Consider the following 19,505-nt stretch of genomic DNA (forward strand, 5'->3'; position numbering starts at 1 on the left):
ACCGAGTTGTCTCAGGAAATTATGCGACCTGATACATGTCATCGATTATGGATTCGAGGAAGTATCCCTCCCGAAAAATCGGAACGCCAGGAGGGAGCCGACCGAGTTGTCTCAGGAAATTATGCGACCTGATACATGTCATCGATTATGGGTTCGAGGAAGCATCCCTCCCGAAAAGTCGGAACTCCAGGAGGGAGCCGACCGAGTTGTCTCAGGAAATTATGCGACCTGATACATTTCATCGATTATGGATTCGGCAAAGTATTTTCAGGTCGAAGGATACGTCCAATATCCCCCAATCGGCTCCCTCTCCCTCCGGGAGAGGGCTGGGGTGAGGGCTGGATCTACAGTCGAACCTAGCAGCTCGCTCACCCACGCTAAGCGGACGATGGTGGACCTGCAAAGCGGTTATTTGCGAGCTTCCAGAATCAGGTTGAACGGCGTTTCGGTGGCCCGGCGAAAGATCGAGAAACCGGCTTCGGTAAACACTTTGCGCAACCGCGCTTCCCCGGCCTGGGCACCGAGCCCGAGACCAACCTCCTGGGACAGCGAGTTGGGCGTGCAGATAAAGGTCGAGGCAGCGTAGAACAGTCGGCCTACCGGGGTGGCGTTGTCGTCGAGCGCGTCGTTGGCGAAGGGCTCGACCAGCAGCACGGTGCCGTCGGGTTTGAGCGATTCATAGGCGTGTTGCGCTGCACCCACCGGGTCGCCCATGTCGTGCAGGCAGTCGAAATAGCAGATCAGGTCGTAGTCGGTTCCAGGGTAGCTTTTTGCCGTGCCCTGGAAAAACCGCGCGCGGTCTGACACGCCACCTTCTTCGGCCCGCTGGGTGGCGACGGTCACGGAGGGCGCGTGGTAGTCAAAACCGACGAAGCGCGAGTCGGGAAATGCCTGGGCCATGATCACGGTCGAAGCGCCGTGGCCGCAGCCAACGTCCGCCACTTTAGCGCCGGCTTCAAGTTTTGCCACTACGCCATCGAGGGCCGGCAGCCATTCGGCGATCAGGTGTGCTTTGTACCCGGGCCGGAAGAAGCGTTCAGTGCCGCTGAACATGCACGGATGGTGATCGCCCCAGGCCAGGGCGCCATTGCCGCGCATGGCATTGACCAGTTTGTCCTTGTCATGAAAAAACGACGCAACCACGCCGACACCGCCAGCCACATACACCGGTGAGTCTTCGATGGCCAGCGCCAGGGCTTGCTCCTCGGGCAGGCGGAACTGACCGTCGCGGTGTTCCATATAACCGGAGGCAGCGTGGGCGCTGAGCCACTCGCGCAGCAGGCGGGGGTTGCAGCCGGTCTTGTCGGCGAGTGCTTCGGGGGTCACTGGCTGGCTGTCGGCCATGGCTCGGTACAGCCCGAGCTCTTCACCGAGGATGACATTGGCGAGCATTGCCGCGCCGCCCATGTCATTCACCAGTTTGCCCATGAAATCATTGAGTCTGGCCTCGTCCATCACGTGTGCTCCTAAGGCAGGATCACGGTCCAGAGGCTGGGTTTGCCTGGGCGTTCGCCGCTGGGCGGTGGTCGTGGGAATGGGCAGGATGGTAAGTGGTCCTGCGTGCATTAAGTCTAGTCTCGGGGCAGTGGGGTATTGCCTGGAGCGACGAATGCCCCAAACCGGTACCAACCCCTTGCGCGAGCGTGCTCGCATTGGCCGCGTGACGGCCGCCAAATCTCTTGCGACTGTACCCAGCCACCGTGGGAGCCGGCCTGCCGGCGATGGCAACCTTACAGCCGACTCATCCCTTGCAGCCGTCCCCCAATGCCTGTGCAACCAAGCCTGACGCCTGCACAGAGCCCCTTTACCCCGGCAACCGGAGCTGCGCACACAACCCACCCCCTTCACGATTGCTCAAGGTCAGCGACCCTCCAATCGCCATCGCCAGTTGCTGGGCAATCGCCAAACCCAACCCGGTGCCGCCGGTACTGCGATTCCTTGAATTTTCCACGCGGTAGAAGGGTTGCATGACTTGCGCCAGTTCCTCCTCGGCAATACCCGGCCCTCGATCCATGACTTTGACCAACAGGCTGCCGTCGGCCTTTTTTTCCACCCAAAGCTCTGCCGCGCCAGCGAATTTCAGTGCGTTGTCGGTCAGGTTGACCAGCACTCGCCTGAGCGCATGGGGGCGGGTGTCGATGACGCTGGCGCTCTTGCCAGCGAGCTGGACGTCTTTGCCCATGTCCTGATAGTCGAACACCAGGCTGTCAAGGAACGAGTCCAGGTCGGTGCGGCGGCTTTCTTCGGTGGCGCCGTGGATGCTGCGGGCATAGGCCACGCCTTCGCGTACCAAGTGCTCCATCTCGCCGAGGTCGTTGCAGAGTTTGTCTTTCTCGCTTGAGTCGTCCATGAATTCGGCGCGCAGTTTCATGCGCGTGATCGGGGTTTGCAGGTCGTGGGAGATGGCTGCCAGCAGTTGCATGCGTTCTTTGAGGTAGGCAGCGATGCGTGCCTGCATCGCGTTGAAGGCCTTGGCCGCGTGGGCGACTTCAGTCGGACCCTGTTCGTCGAGGAGCACCGGGTGGGCGTTGGGGTCCAGGGTTTCCACGGCATCGGCGAGGCGGGTCAGGGGACGGATGGCAATTCTCACGGCCAGCCAGGTACAGGCAAGCATCAGCGCCAGCTGCCCGAGCAATACGATCGGCAACCACGGCGACAATGGCTTCATGGCTGGCCGTACATCGATGGTCAGCGGGTTGCCGTCGGCCAGTTTCAGGTGAACCTGGAAGTGTTTTTTCGGCCCCGGGATCTCGGTAAAGGTCATGGGGTAGTCATGGCCGATGGCGTCTTTGATCGAAGCCATGGCGACTGGCGCATTGGGCATGTCCGGCGCCATGGCCGTCCCCGGCGAGCCGTCACTGAGCAAATAGCTGTAATTCTGCCGTTCCAGCTGCTGCAACCAGCTGGCGCGCTCTGCGGCGGGCAGGCGGTCGAGGATGGCGATGGAGGTCGAGACGTCGGTTTCCAGATTGCCGAGCATGGTGTTCTTCGCGCTTTCGTAGCGCTCGTAGTACTGCGCGCCGAAAGACAGCACCTGGGCCAGGATCAGGCCGATCAGGAAAATCAGCGACAGCCGCGAGGCCAGGGTGCGTGGCCAGCGCATTGGCAGCGTCATGACGGGGCACCGAGTATTTCCACCGGCAGCGAGAAAACGTAACCCTCGCTGCGCACGGTCTTGATGTAGGCCGGCTCGCGGGCGTCGTCCAGCAGGCGCTGGCGCAGACGGCTGACCAGCAGATCGATGGAACGGTCGAACAGGTCGGCGTCGCGGCCCTGGGTCAGGTTCAGCAGTTGATCGCGATTGAGCACCCGTTGCGGGTGGTCGAGGAACACCCGCAGCAAGCGATATTCGGCACCGCTCAGCGCCACCATGGTGCCGTCCTGATCCAGCAGGTGCCGGGCCGAGGTGTCCAGGCGCCAGCGCCCGAAAGCCAACAGCCGACCGCTTTCAGTGACGACCAGGTTCGGCGGCAGCATCCGCGTGCGGCGCAGCACGGCGTTGATGCGCGCGAGCAGTTCACGGGCAGCGAACGGCTTGGTCAGGTAGTCGTCGGCGCCCATTTCCAGGCCGATGATGCGGTCGGTCTCATCGTTGCGCGCGGTGAGCATCAGCACCGGCGTAGCTTTGTGTTTGCCCGCGCGCAACTCGCGGCAAAGCAGCAGGCCATCGTCACCCGGCATCATGATGTCCAGCACGATCAGGTCCACAGGCGTGGTTTCGAGGAATGCGCGCATCTGTCGCCCATCCGCCACGACAGTGGTGCGCAGGCCGTTCTTCTTCAGGTAGTTGCCGACCAGTTCGCGGATCTCGCGGTCATCGTCAACGATGAGGATGTGATCGATGTGCTCCATGGGGCGGGGCCTCTGATAAGTGGGAATGTCACACAGTCTATCGAGGCTTCGTGCGCCTGCCCGTCGCCCTTTGTATTGCAGTGTATCTGGCCTGCGTGTGGATACACACGGAGGCAAAAACGTGGTTTTTGCGCAGGTTTGTATCCCTCTGTATCCCGGCCGCGCGCAGATACGTACTGATTTATCCGGGCCGGTTCCCGACACATGCGCGATACCTTCCAGTCGTTAAATAGGTTCCATCGAGGCAAACCCAAGCGCCTCGGCCCAATCAACGATTTGACCTGTCGAAACCTTGAGGAACCGCCATGAACACCAAAGCCATCTACGCCGCTTGCCTGTTTGCCGCTTTGAACATCTGCACCTTGTCGGCCCGCGCCGAAGCTGATGTCAGCGCCAAACCCTACACCTACGGTACGCACCTGGACATCAAGAAAGTGGTGTCGGTGACCCAGGATGCTGCGCCTTCCTGCGGGGTGGTGAATGCCCAGCTGACTTACCTGGACTCCCAGAGCAAAACCCGGGTACTGGACTACCGCAAGCTTTCCGACAACTGCAACTCGGATAACTGAGCCCGGGTTCCCTCCCTCTAGAACAGGAAGAACATCATGAACAAGGTTACCCGCTACCTGACCGCTGTCGCGTTCGCCATGGCCGGTGCGGCCGCCCATGCCAACGCCACCGTCGAGCAAAGCGCTTGCGGCGCCAGCACCTGCTTTCAACTGACTACCGTAGCAGGGGAGGGCACTCATCGATTGCTCGCCGAGGATGGCTCCAGCCGCACACCGCAGGGGCAGATGGTTGCCGAGAATGGCTCCAGTCGCACGACCCAAGGGCAGTTGTTGGACAGCCAGCCAGTTTGAGGCGCTGGTGCAATCCACCCCTCACCCCAGCCCTCTCCCGAGGGAGAGGGAGCCGATCTTTATCGCTTTCAAGGCCGGGGTTCGACTCGATATTTCAGGTCGCGTTCTATTGTCCAGGCCCATATTCCAGAGGGTAGAGGGAGTCGAACCTCATCGCTTTCCAGGCCGGGGTTCGACTCGATATTTCAGGTCGCGTTCTATTGTCCAGGCCCATATTCCAGAGGGTAGTGGGAGTCGAACCTCATCGCTTTCAAGGCCCGAGTTCGACTCGATATTTCAGGTCGCAGTATCTCGCTCAGGCCCCTGCGTCAGCCCTTCTACCCAGAGGGGAAAGGGAGACGACCTTCATCGCTTTCAAGGCCCGAGTTCGACTCGATATTTCAGGTCGCAGTATCTCGCCCAGGCACCTCGGTCAGTCCCCTCTCCCTCGGGAGAGGGTTAGGGTGAGGGGTGGATCTTGAGCCTGACCACACATCAAAAGGTAAACCGCCATGTTACTCATCGCTTTCCTGGGCGGCATATTGACCGTCCTCAGTCCATGCATCCTCCCGGTCGTGCCGTTTCTGTTCGCCGGAGCCCATCGCACCCGCTCATCGATCCTGCTGGCCCTCGGCGGCATGGTCCTCACTTTCGCCCTGGTCTCCAGCCTGGCCGTGGTCAGCAGTGAGTGGGTGATCAAGGCCAGCAACACCGGCCGCCACGTCGCCCTGATCGTAATGGTGCTGTTCGCCCTGTCACTGATTTCCGCCCGGGTCGGCGACTGGCTGGCGCACCCCTTCGTGGTGCTGGGCAATCGCATCAATCCAGGCAGCCGGAAAGTGTCCGGCCCACTGTCCTCGATCATGATCGGCGTCGCGACCGGCCTGCTGTGGGCACCCTGTGCCGGGCCGATCCTGGGGGTCATCCTCACCAGCGCCATGCTGCAAGGCGCGAATGTCGGCACCAGTGTGTTGCTGGTGGCCTACGGCGCAGGGAGCGCCTTGTCGCTCGGCACCCTGATCTTCGCCGGGCGCGGGCTGGTCAATCGCTTGAAGCCGTCGATTCCGGTGACCGGTTGGCTGCGCCGCGGTGCTGGCGTTGCAGTGCTGGCCGGGGCCGCAGTGCTCTCCACCGGTGCCGATGACGTGCTGTTGGCCAACACCTCCTCCGAGGGTGTCAGCCGCGTCGAGAAAGGCGTACTGGAAGCCGTACCGAAAGTTGTCGATTACCTGGTCAGCAAGGTCAAGGCCGACAGCACCATGGATAACGGCAAAGGTGCGATGCCGTCGCTGTCGGGCGCCGTCGAATGGATCAACTCGCCGGCTCTGAGCAACGAATCGCTCAAAGGCAAAGTGGTGCTGGTGGATTTCTGGACCTTCGACTGCATCAACTGCAAGCACACCTTGCCCTACGTGAAGGACTGGGCGAAAAAATACCAGAAGGACGGCCTGGTGGTCATCGGTGTGCACACTCCCGAGTACGGTTTCGAACGCATCATCGATAACGTCAAGGCCAAGGTGCAGGAATACGGCATCACCTATCCGGTGGCGATCGACAACAACTATGCGATCTGGCGCAACTTCGGCAATCAGTACTGGCCTGCCCACTATCTGATTGATGCCAAGGGGCAGGTGCGTTACAGCCACTTTGGCGAAGGCAGTTATGAGGCTCAGGAGATGATGATTCAGCAGTTGCTGGAAGAGGCCAGGGCAGGCGCGAAAGCGGCATAAATACCGGCGCGGTCAATGGCTCACCGGTCCGTGGGCCATTGTACTTTTCTCCGGACCCCGGCGCCACGTCGCCGGCGGTGCGCCGAACTCACGGCGAAAGGCCCGGCTGAATGCCGTATCGGTCTGATAGCCCACCTCTTCGGCAATTCGTATCAGCGGGCTGTTGCTGCTGCGCAACAGGTTGGCGGCGAGCAACATCCGCCATTGCGTGAGGTACTGCATGGGCGGGCTGCCGACCAGTTTCAGGAAGCGCTCGGCCAGTACCGACCTCGATGTGCCAGCGGTGCTGGCCAGTTCATCCAGCGTCCAGGTGTGACCGGGATCTTTATGCAGGGCGTTGAGGGCAATTTCCCGTTTGGCGGTTACTGATTGTGAGCGCGCCGGGGCGCAACGCGAAATCTCCGGACGATCGGATAGGCCTGGCCAACTGGACACCGGAGGGTTTCGTTGGGCAGATGTTCAAGACCCTGGGCCGACACGTGCCACCCCCGCCGGGGGCCCAGCCGCCCTCGCAGTGGGGCACCGAAGCCTGGCTGCACGAGCATTTTGACGAGCGCCAGTTCCTGCTCCAGGTGACTCGCCGTACCTTCAACTTCCGCTATCGCTCGGCGGCCCATTTCATCGACGTCTTCCGCCGCTGGTACGGCCCGATCCACAAGGCGTTCGCCGCGCTGCCCAACGAAGGTGCGCTGGCGCTGGAAGCGGATCTGACGGAGTTGATCAATCGCCTGAACCGGGCCGGGGATAAGTCGGTGGTGGTGCCCAGTGAATATCTGGAGGTGGTGATTACCCGGCGCTGAGGCAACCCCTGCAGGAGCGGCCGTCCAGTTGAAAAGGTGCTGGCTGACCCATGCATAGACGCCTTGGCTTGGGCGAGTCCATTCAATTACAGGGGCGGGGGTGTTCGGAAAGTCGAACTGGTATGACTTAAGTCGGCCTTGAACCATCGAACCACTCCAGCGCCGTGCGCCACAGGCAGATCCCCAGAAAATACGCCGACATCAGCAGCCACAGTCCCATTACCAGCGGATTGATCACCGGGTGATTGAGCACCAGCGACAAACTGCACAGCAGCCAGACGGCGGTGACTGCGATGTTGATCGGCATGAAGCGGCGCACGCGAAACGGGTGCAGGAATTTCATTCGGGTCAGGGTCAGCAGGGCCAGACCGATGACCGTGACCAAGGTGATCCACGGCGAAGGGGCGATGATGTACAGGCACAGGGCAACCACATTCCAGGCGGCGGGGAAGCCCTGGAAGTAGTTGTCCTGGCTTTTCATGTTGACGTTGCAGAAACAAAATAGCGATGACACCAGAATCAGCGACACGCTAAACAGCAGGGTGTAGTCCGGCAACGGGATGTAGCGATAGATGAACAGTGCCGGGATAAACACATAGGTCAGGTAATCAATCACCAGGTCCAGAATCGAACCATCGAAGCCTGGCAGCACCGACTGCACATTGACCTTGCGCGCCAGCGCACCGTCCAGCCCGTCGACGATCAGGGCGACACCCAGCCACAGCAGGCAATGGGTCGGCTGGTTCTCCAGCAGGGCGAGGGTGGCCAGGAAGGCGGTGACTACGCCAGTGGCGGTAAAACCATGGGCGCCCCATGCTTTGAGCCTGGCGATGTGTAGAGTCGAAATCACGCGGGCGGTCTCCAGAAAATCAAGCAAGCCGGTCAACACTCCGGTAGCGGGGGCGGTATAGAACCGGGAGGGGTTGCAGGTATCGACCGGACATCCGGGGATAAGGTTCACCACCTGTGAATCCTGGCTTCGCAGCCAGCGACCGCGAATTAGCCGCGTCTGCGCGTCAGCCAAACGGAGGTGGCACATGTGCCGGTGAGGTCTATGGTTGTCTGACCGGACCAATCCCTTTGATGAGGACATCGTCATGAACACCAGCGATCTGCTCGAACAATTACTGCGGGCCGGCCAAGGCTCGATGACGCAGCAAGGCGGCGGTGGCGCAGCGGCGCAAGGCGGGCTCGGCGACCTGGGCGGATTGCTCGGCGGCTTGCTGGGCGGTGGTGCCGGGGCCGGTGGCGCTGGCGGCGCTGGATTGGGCGGTTTGCTTGGCGGACTGCTGGGTGGTGGTTCATCGAGGGGCGGCGCACCCATGGGCGGCCCGGCGCAAACCCGGTCTGGCAGCGGCGCCAATTATGCCGCGCTCGCTTCCCTCGGGATGATGGCGTTTCAGGCGTACCAGGCCTGGCAGCGCAGTCAGACATCGGCTCCGCAAGAGACACCGCGCACGGTGGACTTGCTGGCAGGTCCCGAAGTCGAGGAGCACAGCCATGCGATCCTGCGCGCGTTGATTGCGGCGGCCAAGGCCGATGGGCGCATTGACGACACAGAAAAGCTGATGATCAGCCGCGAAATCGGCCGCCACACCGACGACCCGCAATTGCAGCAGTGGCTCGACGATGAAGTTGCCAAACCACTGGATCCGGTTGAGGTGGCGCAGTCGGCGACAGACCCGGCCATGGCCTCGGAAATGTACCTGGCCAGTGTGATGCTGGTGGACGACCAACAGGACGCCGAGCGCAATTATCTGGACGAGCTGGCGGTGGCATTGCAGATCGACCCCGAATTGCAAGTGCACCTGGAGCAACAGGCCAGGGGCGGTGTTGTTTGATCGCATTGTGCTGCAGCTTGATTAGGGCGCCGTTGCTTCGCGGTCCCGTCTGTCCGGGCGATTTCAACGCTGATGGAATTATCCTGGCGCAGGTTTGCTCTGCTTAGTCAGGGGCGTTCGACTTCGACGCCCGACGCGAGCAGCAGGTGAACCATGGCCCGAAACCTGGATGACTACAACCGCATGCGTGACTTCTCGGCGACTTCAGAGCCCGCCGCCAACAAGCGCACGCGCAAGAAAACCGCCCAGGCCCACGGTTTGCAGTTTTGCATTCAAAAGCATGACGCCTCGCATCTGCACTATGACTTTCGCCTGGAGCTCGACGGCGCGCTGAAGAGTTGGGCAGTGCCCAAAGGCCCGTCCCTGGACCCCAAGGTCAAGCGCCTGGCGATCCATGTTGAAGACCATCCGCTGGAGTACGCGACCTTCGAGGGCAGCATTCCCGAAGGGCATTACGGCGCCGGTGATGTGATCGTGTGGGACCGTGGCGTGTGGATTCCCCAGGACGATGCCGAGCAGGCATACGCCAAGGGCCGGCTCAAGTTTGAATTGCAGGGAGAGAAGCTAAGTGGCCTGTGGAACCTGGTGCGCACGCACATGCCGGGTAAAAAGGAACAATGGTTCCTGATCAAGCACCAGGACGCGGCCGCCCGGCCGCAAACCGATTACGACGTACTGGTGGCCGAACCCGACAGCGTGCTCAGTGATCGCAGCATCATCGCCAAACAGACAAAACCGGCAGACAAACCCAAACCGGTCAAAAAGCCCAAGGCCAGCGCCCGCCAGGAAAAGTCACCACAGTTGACCGGTGCCCACAAAGCCGCATTGCCGCAATCGCTCAAACCGCAGCTGGCGACCCTGGTGGAAAAAGTCCCGGATGGCGCCTGGAGCTACGAAATCAAGTTCGACGGTTACCGGATCATGGCGCGTATCGACCACGACGAAGTGAAACTCACCACGCGAAATGGTCACGACTGGACCCACAAACTCCCCAAACAGGCCCAGGCGCTGGCCGCGCTGGGCCTCGAGTCGGCCTGGCTTGACGGTGAAATGGTGGTCGCGGACGAGCACGGCGTGCCGGATTTCCAGGCCCTGCAAAATGCCTTCGACTCGGATAACAGTGCCAATATCGTCTACTACCTGTTTGACCTGCCGTATCTCAATGGCGTCGACCTGCGCGAAGTGCCGGTGGAAGAACGCCGCGCCGCGCTGTCCACCGTGCTCAAGCCCGGTGAAAACCCGCTGCTGCGCTTCTCCGAGTCATTTGCCGAAGAGCCGCAAGCCTTGCTCAACAGTGCCTGTCAGATGCGCATGGAAGGGCTGATCGGCAAGCGCTTGGGGTCGGCGTATGTGTCACGGCGCAGCAGCGACTGGATCAAACTCAAGTGCAAGCATCGGCAGGAATTCGTCATTGTCGGCTTTACCGATCCGAAAGGTTCGCGCAGCGCCTTCGGTGCTTTGCTGCTCGGGCTGCATGATCGCGACAGTGGCGAGCTGCGCTACGCCGGCAAGGTGGGCACCGGCTTCAACGAAGCGACACTCAACAACATTCATAAGCAGTTAAAACCGTTGCAGACGAAAAAGCCTGCGGTGGTCAATCCACCGAGTGGCTTCGAGGCCAAGGATGTGCACTGGCTCAAGCCCGTATTGCTGGCGGAAGTGGCCTTCGCCGAAATGACCAAGGATGGCTCGGTGCGCCATGCGGTATTCCATGGGCTGCGCGATGACAAACCCGCCGAAGACATTACCGAGGAGCGTGCGAAAGTCGTGAAAACTTCCTCTGCTAAAACTTCTTCCATGAAAAAAAGCGCCACCGAAAAGCCGGCGGCGACGCCAAAGAAAACCGAACCGGCGCCGTCACAAATCGGCTTGGGCAAGGACCAGGTGCGAATTACGCATCCGGACCGGGTGATTGACGCCAGCAGCGGCACCACCAAAGTGCAACTGGCGCAGTATTACGCCAGCGTCGCCGAATGGATTCTGCCTGAGCTCAAGGATCGCCCGGTGGCGCTGGTACGCGCGCCGGACGGCATCGCCGGTGAGCTGTTCTTCCAGAAAAATGCCGAACGCCTGGCGATCCCCGGCATCACCACCCTGGACCAGAAACTCACCGGCCAGCCGATGATGGTCATCAACAACGCCGAAGCCCTGATCGGCGCGGTACAGATGAGCACCGTGGAGTTGCACACCTGGAACGCCACGGCGGATAAACTCGACAAGCCGGATCGCTTCGTGCTCGACCTCGACCCGGACCCGGCGCTGCCATGGAAAAGCATGGTCGAAGCGACGCAGCTGACGCTGTCGGTTCTGGATGAACTGGGGCTCAAGGCGTTTCTGAAAACCAGCGGCAGCAAGGGTATTCACATCGTGGTGCCATTGACCCGCAAACTCGGTTGGGATGAGGTCAAGGATTTCAGCCACGCCATTGTCAGCCACATGGCCAAATTGTTGCCGGAGCGATTTTCTGCGGTATCGGGCCCGAAAAACCGGGTGGGACGGATCTTTATCGATTACCTGCGCAACGGACTGGGCGCGACCACCATCTGCGCCTACGCCGTGCGAACCCGCGAAGGGTTGCCGGTGTCAGTGCCGGTGTTTCGTGAGGAAGTGGCTGAACTCAAGGGTGGCAATCAGTGGAATGTGCACAACGTGCATGAACGCCTGGCCGAAGTCGGCGATGAACCTTGGGCGGGGCTGGCGAAAACCCGGCAGTCGATCACAGCCGAGATGCGCAAGCGCATCGGCATGAAAAAAACCTGAAAACACGCTCCCGTGCAGGAGCAGCCTGCGGCAGCTCCTGCACAAGGTCATCGGTTACTTGATAAACGCCTGGAAGTCGGTACCCAGCTTGTCGATGGCTACCTTGAAGTCCTTGGCAGTGATCTTCTCGCTGGAGTTTTCCAGGGTGCTGCCGAAGACCTTGCGTACCACCTTGGCCACGGTCTGGTTGGTCTTGGCGTCGATAAACTCGGCTTCGAGGAACAGGGTGGTGTCCTGGTCACGATGGCCGGTTGCTGCCGAAACGCTACCCACTACTGCCGCGACAGGTACCACTTCATACCACTTCATGCCTTCGGTCTCGGCACTCACCCCGGTGATCGCCGCACGCATGATCAAGGGCTTGGAACCCGCCGGTGCGGTGGTGGAGACCACGCGGTATTTCTGCCCCAGGGTGGCTTTGGCCTTGCTGCTCATGTAGTTCTGGATTTCGCTGAGCGTCTGCTGATTGACTCGCTCATCGGGCTTGGGCGCCGGATACAGTTCCAGCTTGTTGAACACCACCGTGTCATAGGCATTGGCGTTCCACGATGGGCTGACCCAGCGCATGGCCGTCCCGCCGCTCGGCGTTTCGACTTCCTGCAGGTTGTTGTAGTTGGGCAGGAAGCCGGAGTACTGCTCCCGTTCAGTGACTTTCGAGGTGCAGCCGCCAAGCATCAGAGCGGCCAGTGCGGCGCCGACAAGCAGTTTTCGGGATGGGTTCATAGTGCCGTTTACTCCATGGTTAAAATCGTTTTTTTTTTATGTGCTGTCAGGGCATCAGAATAGCCAGATCATGTTTCCGTTTATAGCTGGAATCAAGGCATTGTCGAGCGGTCCACAGATTTTAGTGCCCTTAATGACATGAAACCGTAAACCGCCAGCGTCATTTACGACCGCAATGCAAAAGTGCGGTCCCCCGTGATGAGCGTAGATAGCACGGACAAAATCGCCACTGTTCTTTCGGTCAAATCAGGGTGCCGAGCCGGCCCCGCTGCCTCCATAAGCGTTTCTTGCCAGCGGGCGGCTGCCAGCCGCGGCGCATTGGTCGGTCGGTCAATGGGACAAAAATAACCATGGTGAGATCTTTTTGCAGTCGCCATTTTTCTATCGAACACCTGAGCGCCGGCTTGGGCAATGGGAAATCCTGCACACTGGAGCATGGCCGCTATGCATCGCGCAACAGGTCGTTGGCATTGAGCAGTTCGTAAGCGATTTGCGGTCGGTTTTCCATGGCCCGGCGGATGGCGGCGGGGATGGCCGCGCGGGTCTTGCGGCACAGGCCGGGCAGTTCGGCGATGTTGATGCCGATGCCGCGCATGGTCCGTACTTCGTTGAAGCCGGGGGCGATGTTAACGCGTATGCCCAGTTGCTCGAACATGCGTCGTTGCAAGTGCTCCAGGTCGCTCAGGCTTTGCAGGTTTTCCAGGCGCTCGATCAGGCGTTTTTCTTCGGCGCGGGTCAGAAACAGGATGCGCAGGTCCGCCCCCGGTGTGTCCAGCAGCGGGTCACGCCCGCAGTCGCAGGCGCCGGGTGGGCAGGGTTGGCGAAGAGGAATGGCGGTGGTCATGGGGTTCAATCATAGAGCGCTGTGATTGATTTTGCCCATAGGGTTTTGACTGAATTACATCAAGTGTGGGAGCGGGCTTGCTCGCGAAAGCGCAGTGTCAGTCGACTTCAATTTTGAATGTCAGTGCGCTTTCGCGAGCAAGCCCGCTCCCACAGGGGGGCTTGCGGTGAAACTTGTTACCTTATTTCAGGACCAGCATCCGGTAAACGCCATCCTCGACTTCAATCCCGTGGGTGTCGTGGGTGAAGCCCGGGAAGGAGGTGTCGAAGGCTTCCAGGGCCTTGAGGTAGGCCAGCAACGGCCCGTCCGCAGGGCCTGCGTTCTCGCCCGGCATGAGCAGCGGGATGCCTGGCGGGTAAGGCACGATACCGGTCGCTGCGAGGCGTCCGGCGGCCTGGTCGAGCGTCACCAGTTCAATCTCGTTGCGCACCAGTTTTTCGTAGGCCTCCACTGGGCTGAACTCGGCTTTGGGCAGGGTGCCGAAGGCCTGGGACATGTTGTAGGTGGTCTTGTGTTTCTTCATGGCGGCGAAGATTTCGTCGGCCAGGTCCTTGAGGCCCATGCCGCCATAGCGTTGCTGGTTGGCGCTGTACAGGTCGGGCAGGCACAGCTCGAGGTCGGCGTTGTCGTCGTAGTCACGCTTGAAGTCCAGCAGGGCGTTGAGCAGCGTGCCCCACTTGCCTTTGGTGATACCGATGGAGAACAGGAACAGGATGGTGAAGTCGGTGGTTTTCTCCACGACTATGCCCTGGCGGCTCAGGTAGGCGGTGATGACGCAAGCCGGAATACCGCTGGCCAGCAGGTTGCCGTCGTCGCCCATGCCCGGGCTGAGTACCGAGACCTTGATCGGGTCGAGCATGCAATAGCCGTCTTCGATGTCGCCGAAGCCGTGCCAAACCTCGTTGGGATGCAGTACCCAGCAATTTTGGTCGGTTTTGAGCTGCACCGGGTCGACTTCATGGAACGGCACGGTGGTGGCTCCGACTTTTACGGTCGGCGGCTGCCAGCAGGTGAAGAACCAGTCATCCTTGCTCTGCATCTCGTTGTGCATGCGCGAGAGGACCTGGCGGAAGCTGATGGCTTCTTCGATCGACTCGGTCGTGAGGATTTGCCCGCTCGGCGCCTCCATCATCGCCGAGCTGACGTCGCAGGACGCCATGATCGCGTAGTTCGGCGAGGTCGAGGCATGCATCATGTACGATTCGTTGAAGCGCGCGTGTTCGATCGGGTTGCGGCCGTTGCGCACGTGAATCATCGACGCTTGGGACAGGGCGGCCAGCAACTTGTGGGTCGACTGGGTAGCGAACACGGTCGGTTTCGATTCGTCGTGATCTTCAGGGTTGCCGTGCATGGCGTGGCGCCCGGCGTACAGCGGGTTGAAACGCGCATAGCCGTACCAGGCTTCGTCAAAATGCAGGCGGTCGACGCTTTCGCCCAGCAACTCTTCGACGCGGGTGACGTTGTAGGTCAGGCCGTCGTAGGTGGAGTTGGTAACGATCGCGTGCACCGGAGTCGGGTCGATGCCTTCCTTGACCAGCGGGTTGCTCGCAATTGCCGCCTTCACGCCTGCGGCGCTAAGGGTTTGCGGCAGGATCGGGCCGATGATGCCGTAGCGGTTGCGGGTCGGCACCAGGTAGGTCGGCAGGGCCCCGGACAGGGTCATCGCATGTTCGGCGGACTTGTGGCAGTTACGGTCGCACAGGGCGATCTGGTTGCGCGTAACGCTGGCCATGAGGATGACGCGGTTGGACATCGACGAGCCGTTGGTCACGTAGTAGGTGCGGTGCGCGCCGAAGACCTTGGCGGCATAACGCTCGCCCTGGCCGATGGGGCCGCTATGGTCGAGCAGCGAGCCGAGTTCGCCAACGGAAATCGACAGGTCGGAACGCAGCAGGTTTTCCCCGAAGAACTCGTAGAAGGCCCGCCCGGCGGTGCTTTTCAAAAACGCCGTACCGCCGGCATGGCCGGGGGTGTGCCAGGAGTATTCATAGGTGCGGGCAAACTTCACCAGCGCACCGAACATCGGCGGCAGTGCGGCCTGGCGATAGCGTTCGATGGCCGCGAGGATGCGCCCGCTGAGGAAGCGCGAGGTGTCCTCGGGCAACCAGATGAAGTCGTCGGCATGTTGCATGACCAGCAGTGGAATGCTCGACGCAGTGGTCCGGTCGCTGATCAGGAACACCGGCACCCGGGTGTTGCGCTCACGCAGCTTGACCAGCAGTTTGATGCAGTCTTCGTGGTCTTTGCTTTCGTCCATTTCCCAGTGGATCAGCAAGCATTGCACTGCAGTGTCTGTGCGCAGGATCGACGCAGTGTCCTTGAGGCTTTCCGACGCCAGAACACTGACGCCTCGTCCTTCGAGATCGTGAACCAACTGATCCAGAGCGCGGCCGAACACCGTACGTTTATCCGGTGGGGGGCTGGCCAGCAGCGCGAGCATCCCGAGGGAATGTTTATAGTCCGTCATGATTGAACCTCCAAAGTGGATTTATTCAGGTTATTGACCGGCACTGGCTCACCAGTGAGGTGCTGCGCGCTGACGGTTTGCGTCGGTACGCTGTTGTTGAGAGCTTCGAGGCGAATCAGGCGGTTGTTGACGAAGCCGAACATGGTGTAGCCGAAAATGGTCGCCGCGCCGCCCAGCATTACTGCCTGTGCGCCGGAACTGTAGAGCGCCAGGTAGCTGTAGGCCGCCGCGACGAGCGCAATGATGTTGGTCGCCAGGGCCTTGCTTTGCGGCACGTTGGAGACTTTTTGCATGGTCATGATTGCGGCCATCGAGAGGATGTACGGCACCAGGTTGGTGACCACCGCGAGGTTGACCAGGGTGTCGAACTGTTTGCTCAGGTCAGGACTGATGGTGAGCAAGGCCAGCGCAGTCTGTGCCGCCAGCAGCACCAGCATGCCGATAATCGGTGTCCCGGCCTTGTTGGCCTTGGCGAAGATCGGAATGAAGTAACCGGTGTCAGCCGAGCTTTTGTAGACCTGGGCAATGGTGAACTGCCAGCCCAGCAACGAGCCGACGCAGGCGAGGACCATTGCGGCCATCACGATGTTGCCGATCATGGGGTTGAACATCTTGGCGAAGACCAGCCCGAACGGTGCGGTAGAGGCGGCCAGTTCCGGGTTGTCGATGATGCCGGCGATGACGTTGGTGGAGACGATGTAGATCACTGCCGCGCCCAGGGTGCCGCCCAGTACCGCGATGGGTACGTTGCGCTCCGGGTTTTCCACCGCGTCGGTGTTGGCGCACGCCGATTCCAGGCCAAGGAAGGCCCACAGGGTAATCGCCACCGAGGCGCCTGCGGCTTCGAGCATGCCCATGTTGTGCGGGTTCCAGCCGGCCGCATAGACGCTGCTGTCGAACCAGAACCAGCCGATGGTGGATACCAGCACCACCGGGGCAATTACACCCCAGACGGTGACCGCGCCGATGCGACCGGTGATATTCGCGCCGCCGAAGTTGGCGAAGGTGGTGATCCATAGCAAGGCAATGGTCGCCAGACCGACTTGCAGCGGATCGAGTTTGACGTCGAGCAACACCTGTATGTAGCCGACCGCGGTAATACTGATTGCCACGTTGGCAATCAACAGCGACAGGCCATAGGTGTAGTTGGTGATGTAGTTACCGGCTTTACCGAAGGTGTATTCGGCATAACCGCCCATGCCGCCAGTCTTGCGACTGAGCATCCCGCAACGGGCAAAGGCATAAGCCAGTGCCAGGGAGCCGGTGGCTGTGATCAGCCAGGAAAGAATCGAGATTCCGCCCACTTCGGCAAGTTTCGTTGGCAACAGAATGATGCCTGAGCCCAACATGTTGACGGCAGTCAACATTGTCAGTTGCCCCACTGTCATTTTCTTCGCGACTGACATTCAGATGCCTCATTGGTTGCTGAGAGTGTGTGTTATCTATAGCAAAGGTTTGGAATGTCGCAAGAAATGACCGTCATAGATTTGACTCAGGTCAGTCCGACGAACGGTAGGGCACTATACTGGCCCCGCGCTGCTCTGTAATTCGCGAAAATCATTTTATTTTCAAATGGTTAAGGATTAGCGATGCGTAATACAGGGATCGCGTTGGTTTCTCTGGCAATGGTGGCAACGGCAGGCGCTGCCCACGGCAGGGATTTGAAGGATGGCGACCGCTACCAGTGCAGTTGGGGTGCGGGTACTGCCGCCAGGGCACAGGAACTCAAGCTCTCGGGGGTTTCACTGTATGCTGCGCGGCAGAAAATCCAGGCCTACAAGTTCTCCCGCAGCTGGATGCGCATGATGGCAATGGGCATTACCGAGCAAACCTATGACAGCGCCTCGCGGTTGAAACCGGAGGCGATCCGCCAGGGTTTTTATCAAGACTGCCTCAAGTACAAGCTGGCGCGGAAATAAACCAATAGCCGTACCCGCGTGTGCCTGGTCCGGATCATCAAACCTGTGGGAGCCGGCTAGTCGGCGATGGCGACGGCGATGTCAACTAATCCCGGCGCGCGGCTGCCGAGGTTGAGTGTCAATGGCGAACAAGTGAACAAGGGTGTGGAGTTGAAACTGTTCGGCGAGTCGGTGGACGGCCTGGGTTTGCTGGCCGGAGCGACCTGGATGGACACCGGGCAGAGGAAGGCGTCCAGCGACCTCAACCGCCAACAACTACCTGACCAAGGGTGAGCCGCGAACGTTGCAGCTGTCGGTGACTGTTGATTTCTAAAAGGTAGAGCTGCGCAACAAAGAACTGTAGGAGCGAGCAGGCTCCTACAAGTCGGCAATCAATTCATCTTGCTGTGATCATGGGTCATCTTGCTGTGATCCATGGTGTCCAGCGCCTTGGCCACGGCTTCAACCTGAATCGTCTCTTTCTCGCCCTTGGCATTTTCCACGGTCAGGGTCAGCGGTACCTTGTCGCCTTCTTTGATCTGCGCGGTCAGGTTCATCAGCATGATGTGATAGCCGTGGGGATCAAAACTCACCGGCTTGCCCGCCGGCAGCGCCACGGATTGCACCTGCTGCATCTTCATCACGTCGTCCTGCATGCTCGACTGGTGAATCTGCACGGTTTTCGCCACGGGCGATTGCACGCTCAGCAGCTTGCTGTCTTCGCTGGCGGTGAGCGTCATGAAGGCGCCGCTCGAAGGCTGACCGGCGACTGTTGCACGTACCCAGGCATCCTCGATTTGAGTTTGCGCCAACACTTGCCAGCTCATGCCGATCAGGGAAAGGCCCAGCGCCAGTTGCTTGCAGCGTTGCGCAAAGCGGTTTTTTGCCAGTGGGGCATTCATTCAGCAAACCTCCATCACGGTGAGCAGGTCTTCTGCGCACTCTTTTGCCGTCAGGGACGTGGACAAGCCCAGGCGCAGGTTGCCCCGGGAGTCGAAGACAAAACTGGTCGCGGTATGGGAGAGGGTATAGGTATCGCCGCTCGGGACCTTTTCAAAGAACACACCGAACTCCTTGGCGGTGGCGGCGGTTTCTTCGAGGGTGCCGTACAGCGCTTCAAAACTCGGGTCGAAGGCCTTGACGTATTTGTCGAGCAGTTCGGGGGTGTCGCGTTCGGGGTCCAGGGTGATGAAGATCACCTGCAGTCTTTCGCCGTCGCGGCCCATCAGTTTCTTCGCCTGGGCGGCGCGGGCCAAGGTGGTCGGGCAGACGGCCGGGCATTGGGTGAAACCGAAGAAAATCATCGGCATCATGCCGCGATAGCTGCCCAGCATGCGGGTTTCGCCCTGGGTGTCCTTGAGCTTGAAGTTACGCCCCATGATCTTGTCGCTGAGGTCCTTGCCGTACTTGAACGACAGCTTGCTGCTGCCATCGCAGCCGGCGAGCAGGCCCAGGCTCAACAGGCCCATGCCTTGCAGGAGGGTTCGGCGGGTATACAGAGTACTCATGCAGAAAAATATCCTGTGAAGCCTGCCGGATTATCGGCAGGTTGACGGATCAGTCGTGAAAAACCCGGGGATGGTACCAAACTGTGCTGGTGCGGGACGGGCGGATTCGACCATTGGACCGATGCCAAGGCGTGACATAGTGTCGCGCTGGAGATTGAGGGTGAATACAATTTCAGTGAGGGTCTTTGGGCAAAAACCAGGCCTGTGGCGAGGGGGCTTGCCACAGCCAATCCCCCTTACTAC

General features: G+C 60.3%; 17 protein-coding genes and 2 pseudogenes. 8 read left to right on the top strand and 11 right to left on the bottom strand.

Going from position 1 to position 19,505, the window contains the following annotated elements:
* Window positions 1–408: 408 nt before the first annotated feature.
* From AC07OG_RS08675 to AC07OG_RS08685, 3 genes are all read right to left on the bottom strand, one after another.
* Window positions 409–1,455 carry a class I SAM-dependent methyltransferase gene (locus AC07OG_RS08675; RefSeq protein WP_495066767.1) on the bottom strand — a complete coding sequence of 349 codons (1,047 nt, stop codon included), beginning with the start codon at window positions 1,453–1,455 and terminating at the stop codon, window positions 409–411.
* A 349-nt stretch (window positions 1,456–1,804) separates the two neighbouring features.
* On the bottom strand, window positions 1,805–3,115 hold the full coding sequence (locus AC07OG_RS08680) for an ATP-binding protein (protein ID WP_495066768.1): 1,311 nt from the start codon (window positions 3,113–3,115) through the stop codon (window positions 1,805–1,807).
* A complete protein-coding gene (locus AC07OG_RS08685) occupies window positions 3,112–3,852 on the bottom strand; it encodes a response regulator (protein WP_218423272.1) in 741 nt (246 codons plus the stop codon). The genes AC07OG_RS08680 and AC07OG_RS08685 overlap by 4 nt, the downstream gene beginning before the upstream one ends.
* A gap of 305 nt (window positions 3,853–4,157) precedes the next feature.
* Between AC07OG_RS08685 and AC07OG_RS08690 the strand changes: the two genes are divergently transcribed.
* The 3 genes from AC07OG_RS08690 to AC07OG_RS08700 all read left to right on the top strand — a co-directional run bounded on the left by AC07OG_RS08690 (window position 4,158) and on the right by AC07OG_RS08700 (window position 6,421).
* The gene (locus AC07OG_RS08690; protein WP_495066769.1) at window positions 4,158–4,421 is read left to right on the top strand and encodes a DUF2790 domain-containing protein; all 264 of its coding nucleotides are present in this window, start codon (window positions 4,158–4,160) and stop codon (window positions 4,419–4,421) included.
* A 36-nt stretch (window positions 4,422–4,457) separates the two neighbouring features.
* Window positions 4,458–4,712 (top strand): hypothetical protein, encoded by a 255-nt coding sequence (locus AC07OG_RS08695; RefSeq protein WP_495066770.1) that lies wholly within the window; start codon window positions 4,458–4,460, stop codon window positions 4,710–4,712.
* 491 nt (window positions 4,713–5,203) lie between these two features.
* The gene (locus tag AC07OG_RS08700) at window positions 5,204–6,421 is read left to right on the top strand and encodes a cytochrome c biogenesis protein DipZ (RefSeq protein WP_495066771.1); all 1,218 of its coding nucleotides are present in this window, start codon (window positions 5,204–5,206) and stop codon (window positions 6,419–6,421) included.
* Between the two features lie 12 nt (window positions 6,422–6,433).
* Here the strand turns inward: AC07OG_RS08700 and AC07OG_RS08705 are convergent.
* Window positions 6,434–6,766: pseudogene (locus AC07OG_RS08705) on the bottom strand (helix-turn-helix transcriptional regulator); the annotation flags it as partial.
* Window positions 6,767–6,822: 56 nt separating this feature from the next.
* On the opposite strand from AC07OG_RS08705, the pseudogene AC07OG_RS08710 reads away from it, so the two are divergent.
* Window positions 6,823–7,221, top strand: a pseudogene (locus AC07OG_RS08710) (SAM-dependent methyltransferase); the annotation flags it as partial.
* A gap of 127 nt (window positions 7,222–7,348) precedes the next feature.
* Here AC07OG_RS08710 and pcsA read toward each other — a convergent pair.
* Window positions 7,349–8,071, bottom strand: coding sequence for a phosphatidylcholine synthase (pcsA, locus tag AC07OG_RS08715; RefSeq protein WP_495066911.1), 723 nt, complete (start codon window positions 8,069–8,071; stop codon window positions 7,349–7,351).
* Between the two features lie 247 nt (window positions 8,072–8,318).
* Between pcsA and AC07OG_RS08720 the strand changes: the two genes are divergently transcribed.
* Both AC07OG_RS08720 and ligD read left to right on the top strand, forming a co-directional pair.
* Window positions 8,319–9,062, top strand: coding sequence for a tellurite resistance TerB family protein (locus AC07OG_RS08720; RefSeq protein WP_495066772.1), 744 nt, complete (start codon window positions 8,319–8,321; stop codon window positions 9,060–9,062).
* Between the two features lie 153 nt (window positions 9,063–9,215).
* On the top strand, window positions 9,216–11,822 hold the full coding sequence (gene ligD / locus AC07OG_RS08725; RefSeq protein WP_495066773.1) for a DNA ligase D: 2,607 nt from the start codon (window positions 9,216–9,218) through the stop codon (window positions 11,820–11,822).
* Between the two features lie 54 nt (window positions 11,823–11,876).
* On the opposite strand, the gene AC07OG_RS08730 is transcribed toward ligD, so the two are convergent.
* The 4 genes from AC07OG_RS08730 to potE all read right to left on the bottom strand — a co-directional run bounded on the left by AC07OG_RS08730 (window position 11,877) and on the right by potE (window position 17,262).
* Window positions 11,877–12,545, bottom strand: coding sequence for a DUF3313 domain-containing protein (locus AC07OG_RS08730; RefSeq protein WP_495066774.1), 669 nt, complete (start codon window positions 12,543–12,545; stop codon window positions 11,877–11,879).
* 442 nt (window positions 12,546–12,987) lie between these two features.
* On the bottom strand, window positions 12,988–13,389 hold the full coding sequence (locus AC07OG_RS08735; protein ID WP_060543647.1) for a hypothetical protein: 402 nt from the start codon (window positions 13,387–13,389) through the stop codon (window positions 12,988–12,990).
* 181 nt (window positions 13,390–13,570) lie between these two features.
* On the bottom strand, window positions 13,571–15,856 hold the full coding sequence (locus tag AC07OG_RS08740; RefSeq protein WP_060543646.1) for an Orn/Lys/Arg family decarboxylase: 2,286 nt from the start codon (window positions 15,854–15,856) through the stop codon (window positions 13,571–13,573).
* Window positions 15,853–17,262 (bottom strand): putrescine-ornithine antiporter, encoded by a 1,410-nt coding sequence (potE, locus tag AC07OG_RS08745; protein WP_060543645.1) that lies wholly within the window; start codon window positions 17,260–17,262, stop codon window positions 15,853–15,855. The genes AC07OG_RS08740 and potE overlap by 4 nt, the downstream gene beginning before the upstream one ends.
* A 219-nt stretch (window positions 17,263–17,481) precedes the next feature.
* Here potE and AC07OG_RS08750 point away from each other — a divergent pair, with 219 nt between their 5' ends.
* Both AC07OG_RS08750 and AC07OG_RS08755 read left to right on the top strand, forming a co-directional pair.
* Window positions 17,482–17,775, top strand: a complete 294-nt coding sequence (locus AC07OG_RS08750) for a hypothetical protein (protein ID WP_371318043.1) — start codon at window positions 17,482–17,484, stop codon at window positions 17,773–17,775.
* 78 nt (window positions 17,776–17,853) lie between these two features.
* Window positions 17,854–18,048, top strand: coding sequence for a hypothetical protein (locus AC07OG_RS08755; protein ID WP_495066775.1), 195 nt, complete (start codon window positions 17,854–17,856; stop codon window positions 18,046–18,048).
* A 98-nt stretch (window positions 18,049–18,146) separates the two neighbouring features.
* On the opposite strand, the gene AC07OG_RS08760 is transcribed toward AC07OG_RS08755, so the two are convergent.
* Together AC07OG_RS08760 and AC07OG_RS08765 are read right to left on the bottom strand one after the other, a co-directional pair.
* A complete protein-coding gene (locus AC07OG_RS08760) occupies window positions 18,147–18,656 on the bottom strand; it encodes a copper chaperone PCu(A)C (RefSeq protein WP_495066776.1) in 510 nt (169 codons plus the stop codon).
* The gene (locus AC07OG_RS08765) at window positions 18,657–19,262 is read right to left on the bottom strand and encodes an SCO family protein (RefSeq protein WP_060543641.1); all 606 of its coding nucleotides are present in this window, start codon (window positions 19,260–19,262) and stop codon (window positions 18,657–18,659) included.
* Between the last annotated feature and the right edge of the window lie 243 nt (window positions 19,263–19,505).

It is taken from the genome of Pseudomonas sp. GW821-FHT09H03 (assembly GCF_059415945.1).

Excerpts from the sequence above, each read along its gene's own strand:
- AC07OG_RS08760 (WP_495066776.1), bottom strand. The coding sequence starts at position 18,656 with ATGAATGCCCCACTGGCAAAAAACCGCTTTGCGCAACGCTGCAAGCAA.
- AC07OG_RS08675 (WP_495066767.1), bottom strand. The coding sequence starts at position 1,455 with ATGGACGAGGCCAGACTCAATGATTTCATGGGCAAACTGGTGAATGAC.
- AC07OG_RS08755 (WP_495066775.1), top strand. The coding sequence starts at position 17,854 with ATGTCAACTAATCCCGGCGCGCGGCTGCCGAGGTTGAGTGTCAATGGC.
- AC07OG_RS08765 (WP_060543641.1), bottom strand. The coding sequence starts at position 19,262 with ATGAGTACTCTGTATACCCGCCGAACCCTCCTGCAAGGCATGGGCCTG.
- AC07OG_RS08690 (WP_495066769.1), top strand. The coding sequence starts at position 4,158 with ATGAACACCAAAGCCATCTACGCCGCTTGCCTGTTTGCCGCTTTGAAC.
- AC07OG_RS08740 (WP_060543646.1), bottom strand. The coding sequence starts at position 15,856 with ATGACGGACTATAAACATTCCCTCGGGATGCTCGCGCTGCTGGCCAGC.
- AC07OG_RS08735 (WP_060543647.1), bottom strand. The coding sequence starts at position 13,389 with ATGACCACCGCCATTCCTCTTCGCCAACCCTGCCCACCCGGCGCCTGC.
- AC07OG_RS08695 (WP_495066770.1), top strand. The coding sequence starts at position 4,458 with ATGAACAAGGTTACCCGCTACCTGACCGCTGTCGCGTTCGCCATGGCC.
- AC07OG_RS08680 (WP_495066768.1), bottom strand. The coding sequence starts at position 3,115 with ATGACGCTGCCAATGCGCTGGCCACGCACCCTGGCCTCGCGGCTGTCG.
- AC07OG_RS08750 (WP_371318043.1), top strand. The coding sequence starts at position 17,482 with ATGGTGGCAACGGCAGGCGCTGCCCACGGCAGGGATTTGAAGGATGGC.
- AC07OG_RS08700 (WP_495066771.1), top strand. The coding sequence starts at position 5,204 with ATGTTACTCATCGCTTTCCTGGGCGGCATATTGACCGTCCTCAGTCCA.
- potE (WP_060543645.1), bottom strand. The coding sequence starts at position 17,262 with ATGTCAGTCGCGAAGAAAATGACAGTGGGGCAACTGACAATGTTGACT.
- AC07OG_RS08685 (WP_218423272.1), bottom strand. The coding sequence starts at position 3,852 with ATGGAGCACATCGATCACATCCTCATCGTTGACGATGACCGCGAGATC.
- ligD (WP_495066773.1), top strand. The coding sequence starts at position 9,216 with ATGGCCCGAAACCTGGATGACTACAACCGCATGCGTGACTTCTCGGCG.
- AC07OG_RS08720 (WP_495066772.1), top strand. The coding sequence starts at position 8,319 with ATGAACACCAGCGATCTGCTCGAACAATTACTGCGGGCCGGCCAAGGC.
- AC07OG_RS08730 (WP_495066774.1), bottom strand. The coding sequence starts at position 12,545 with ATGAACCCATCCCGAAAACTGCTTGTCGGCGCCGCACTGGCCGCTCTG.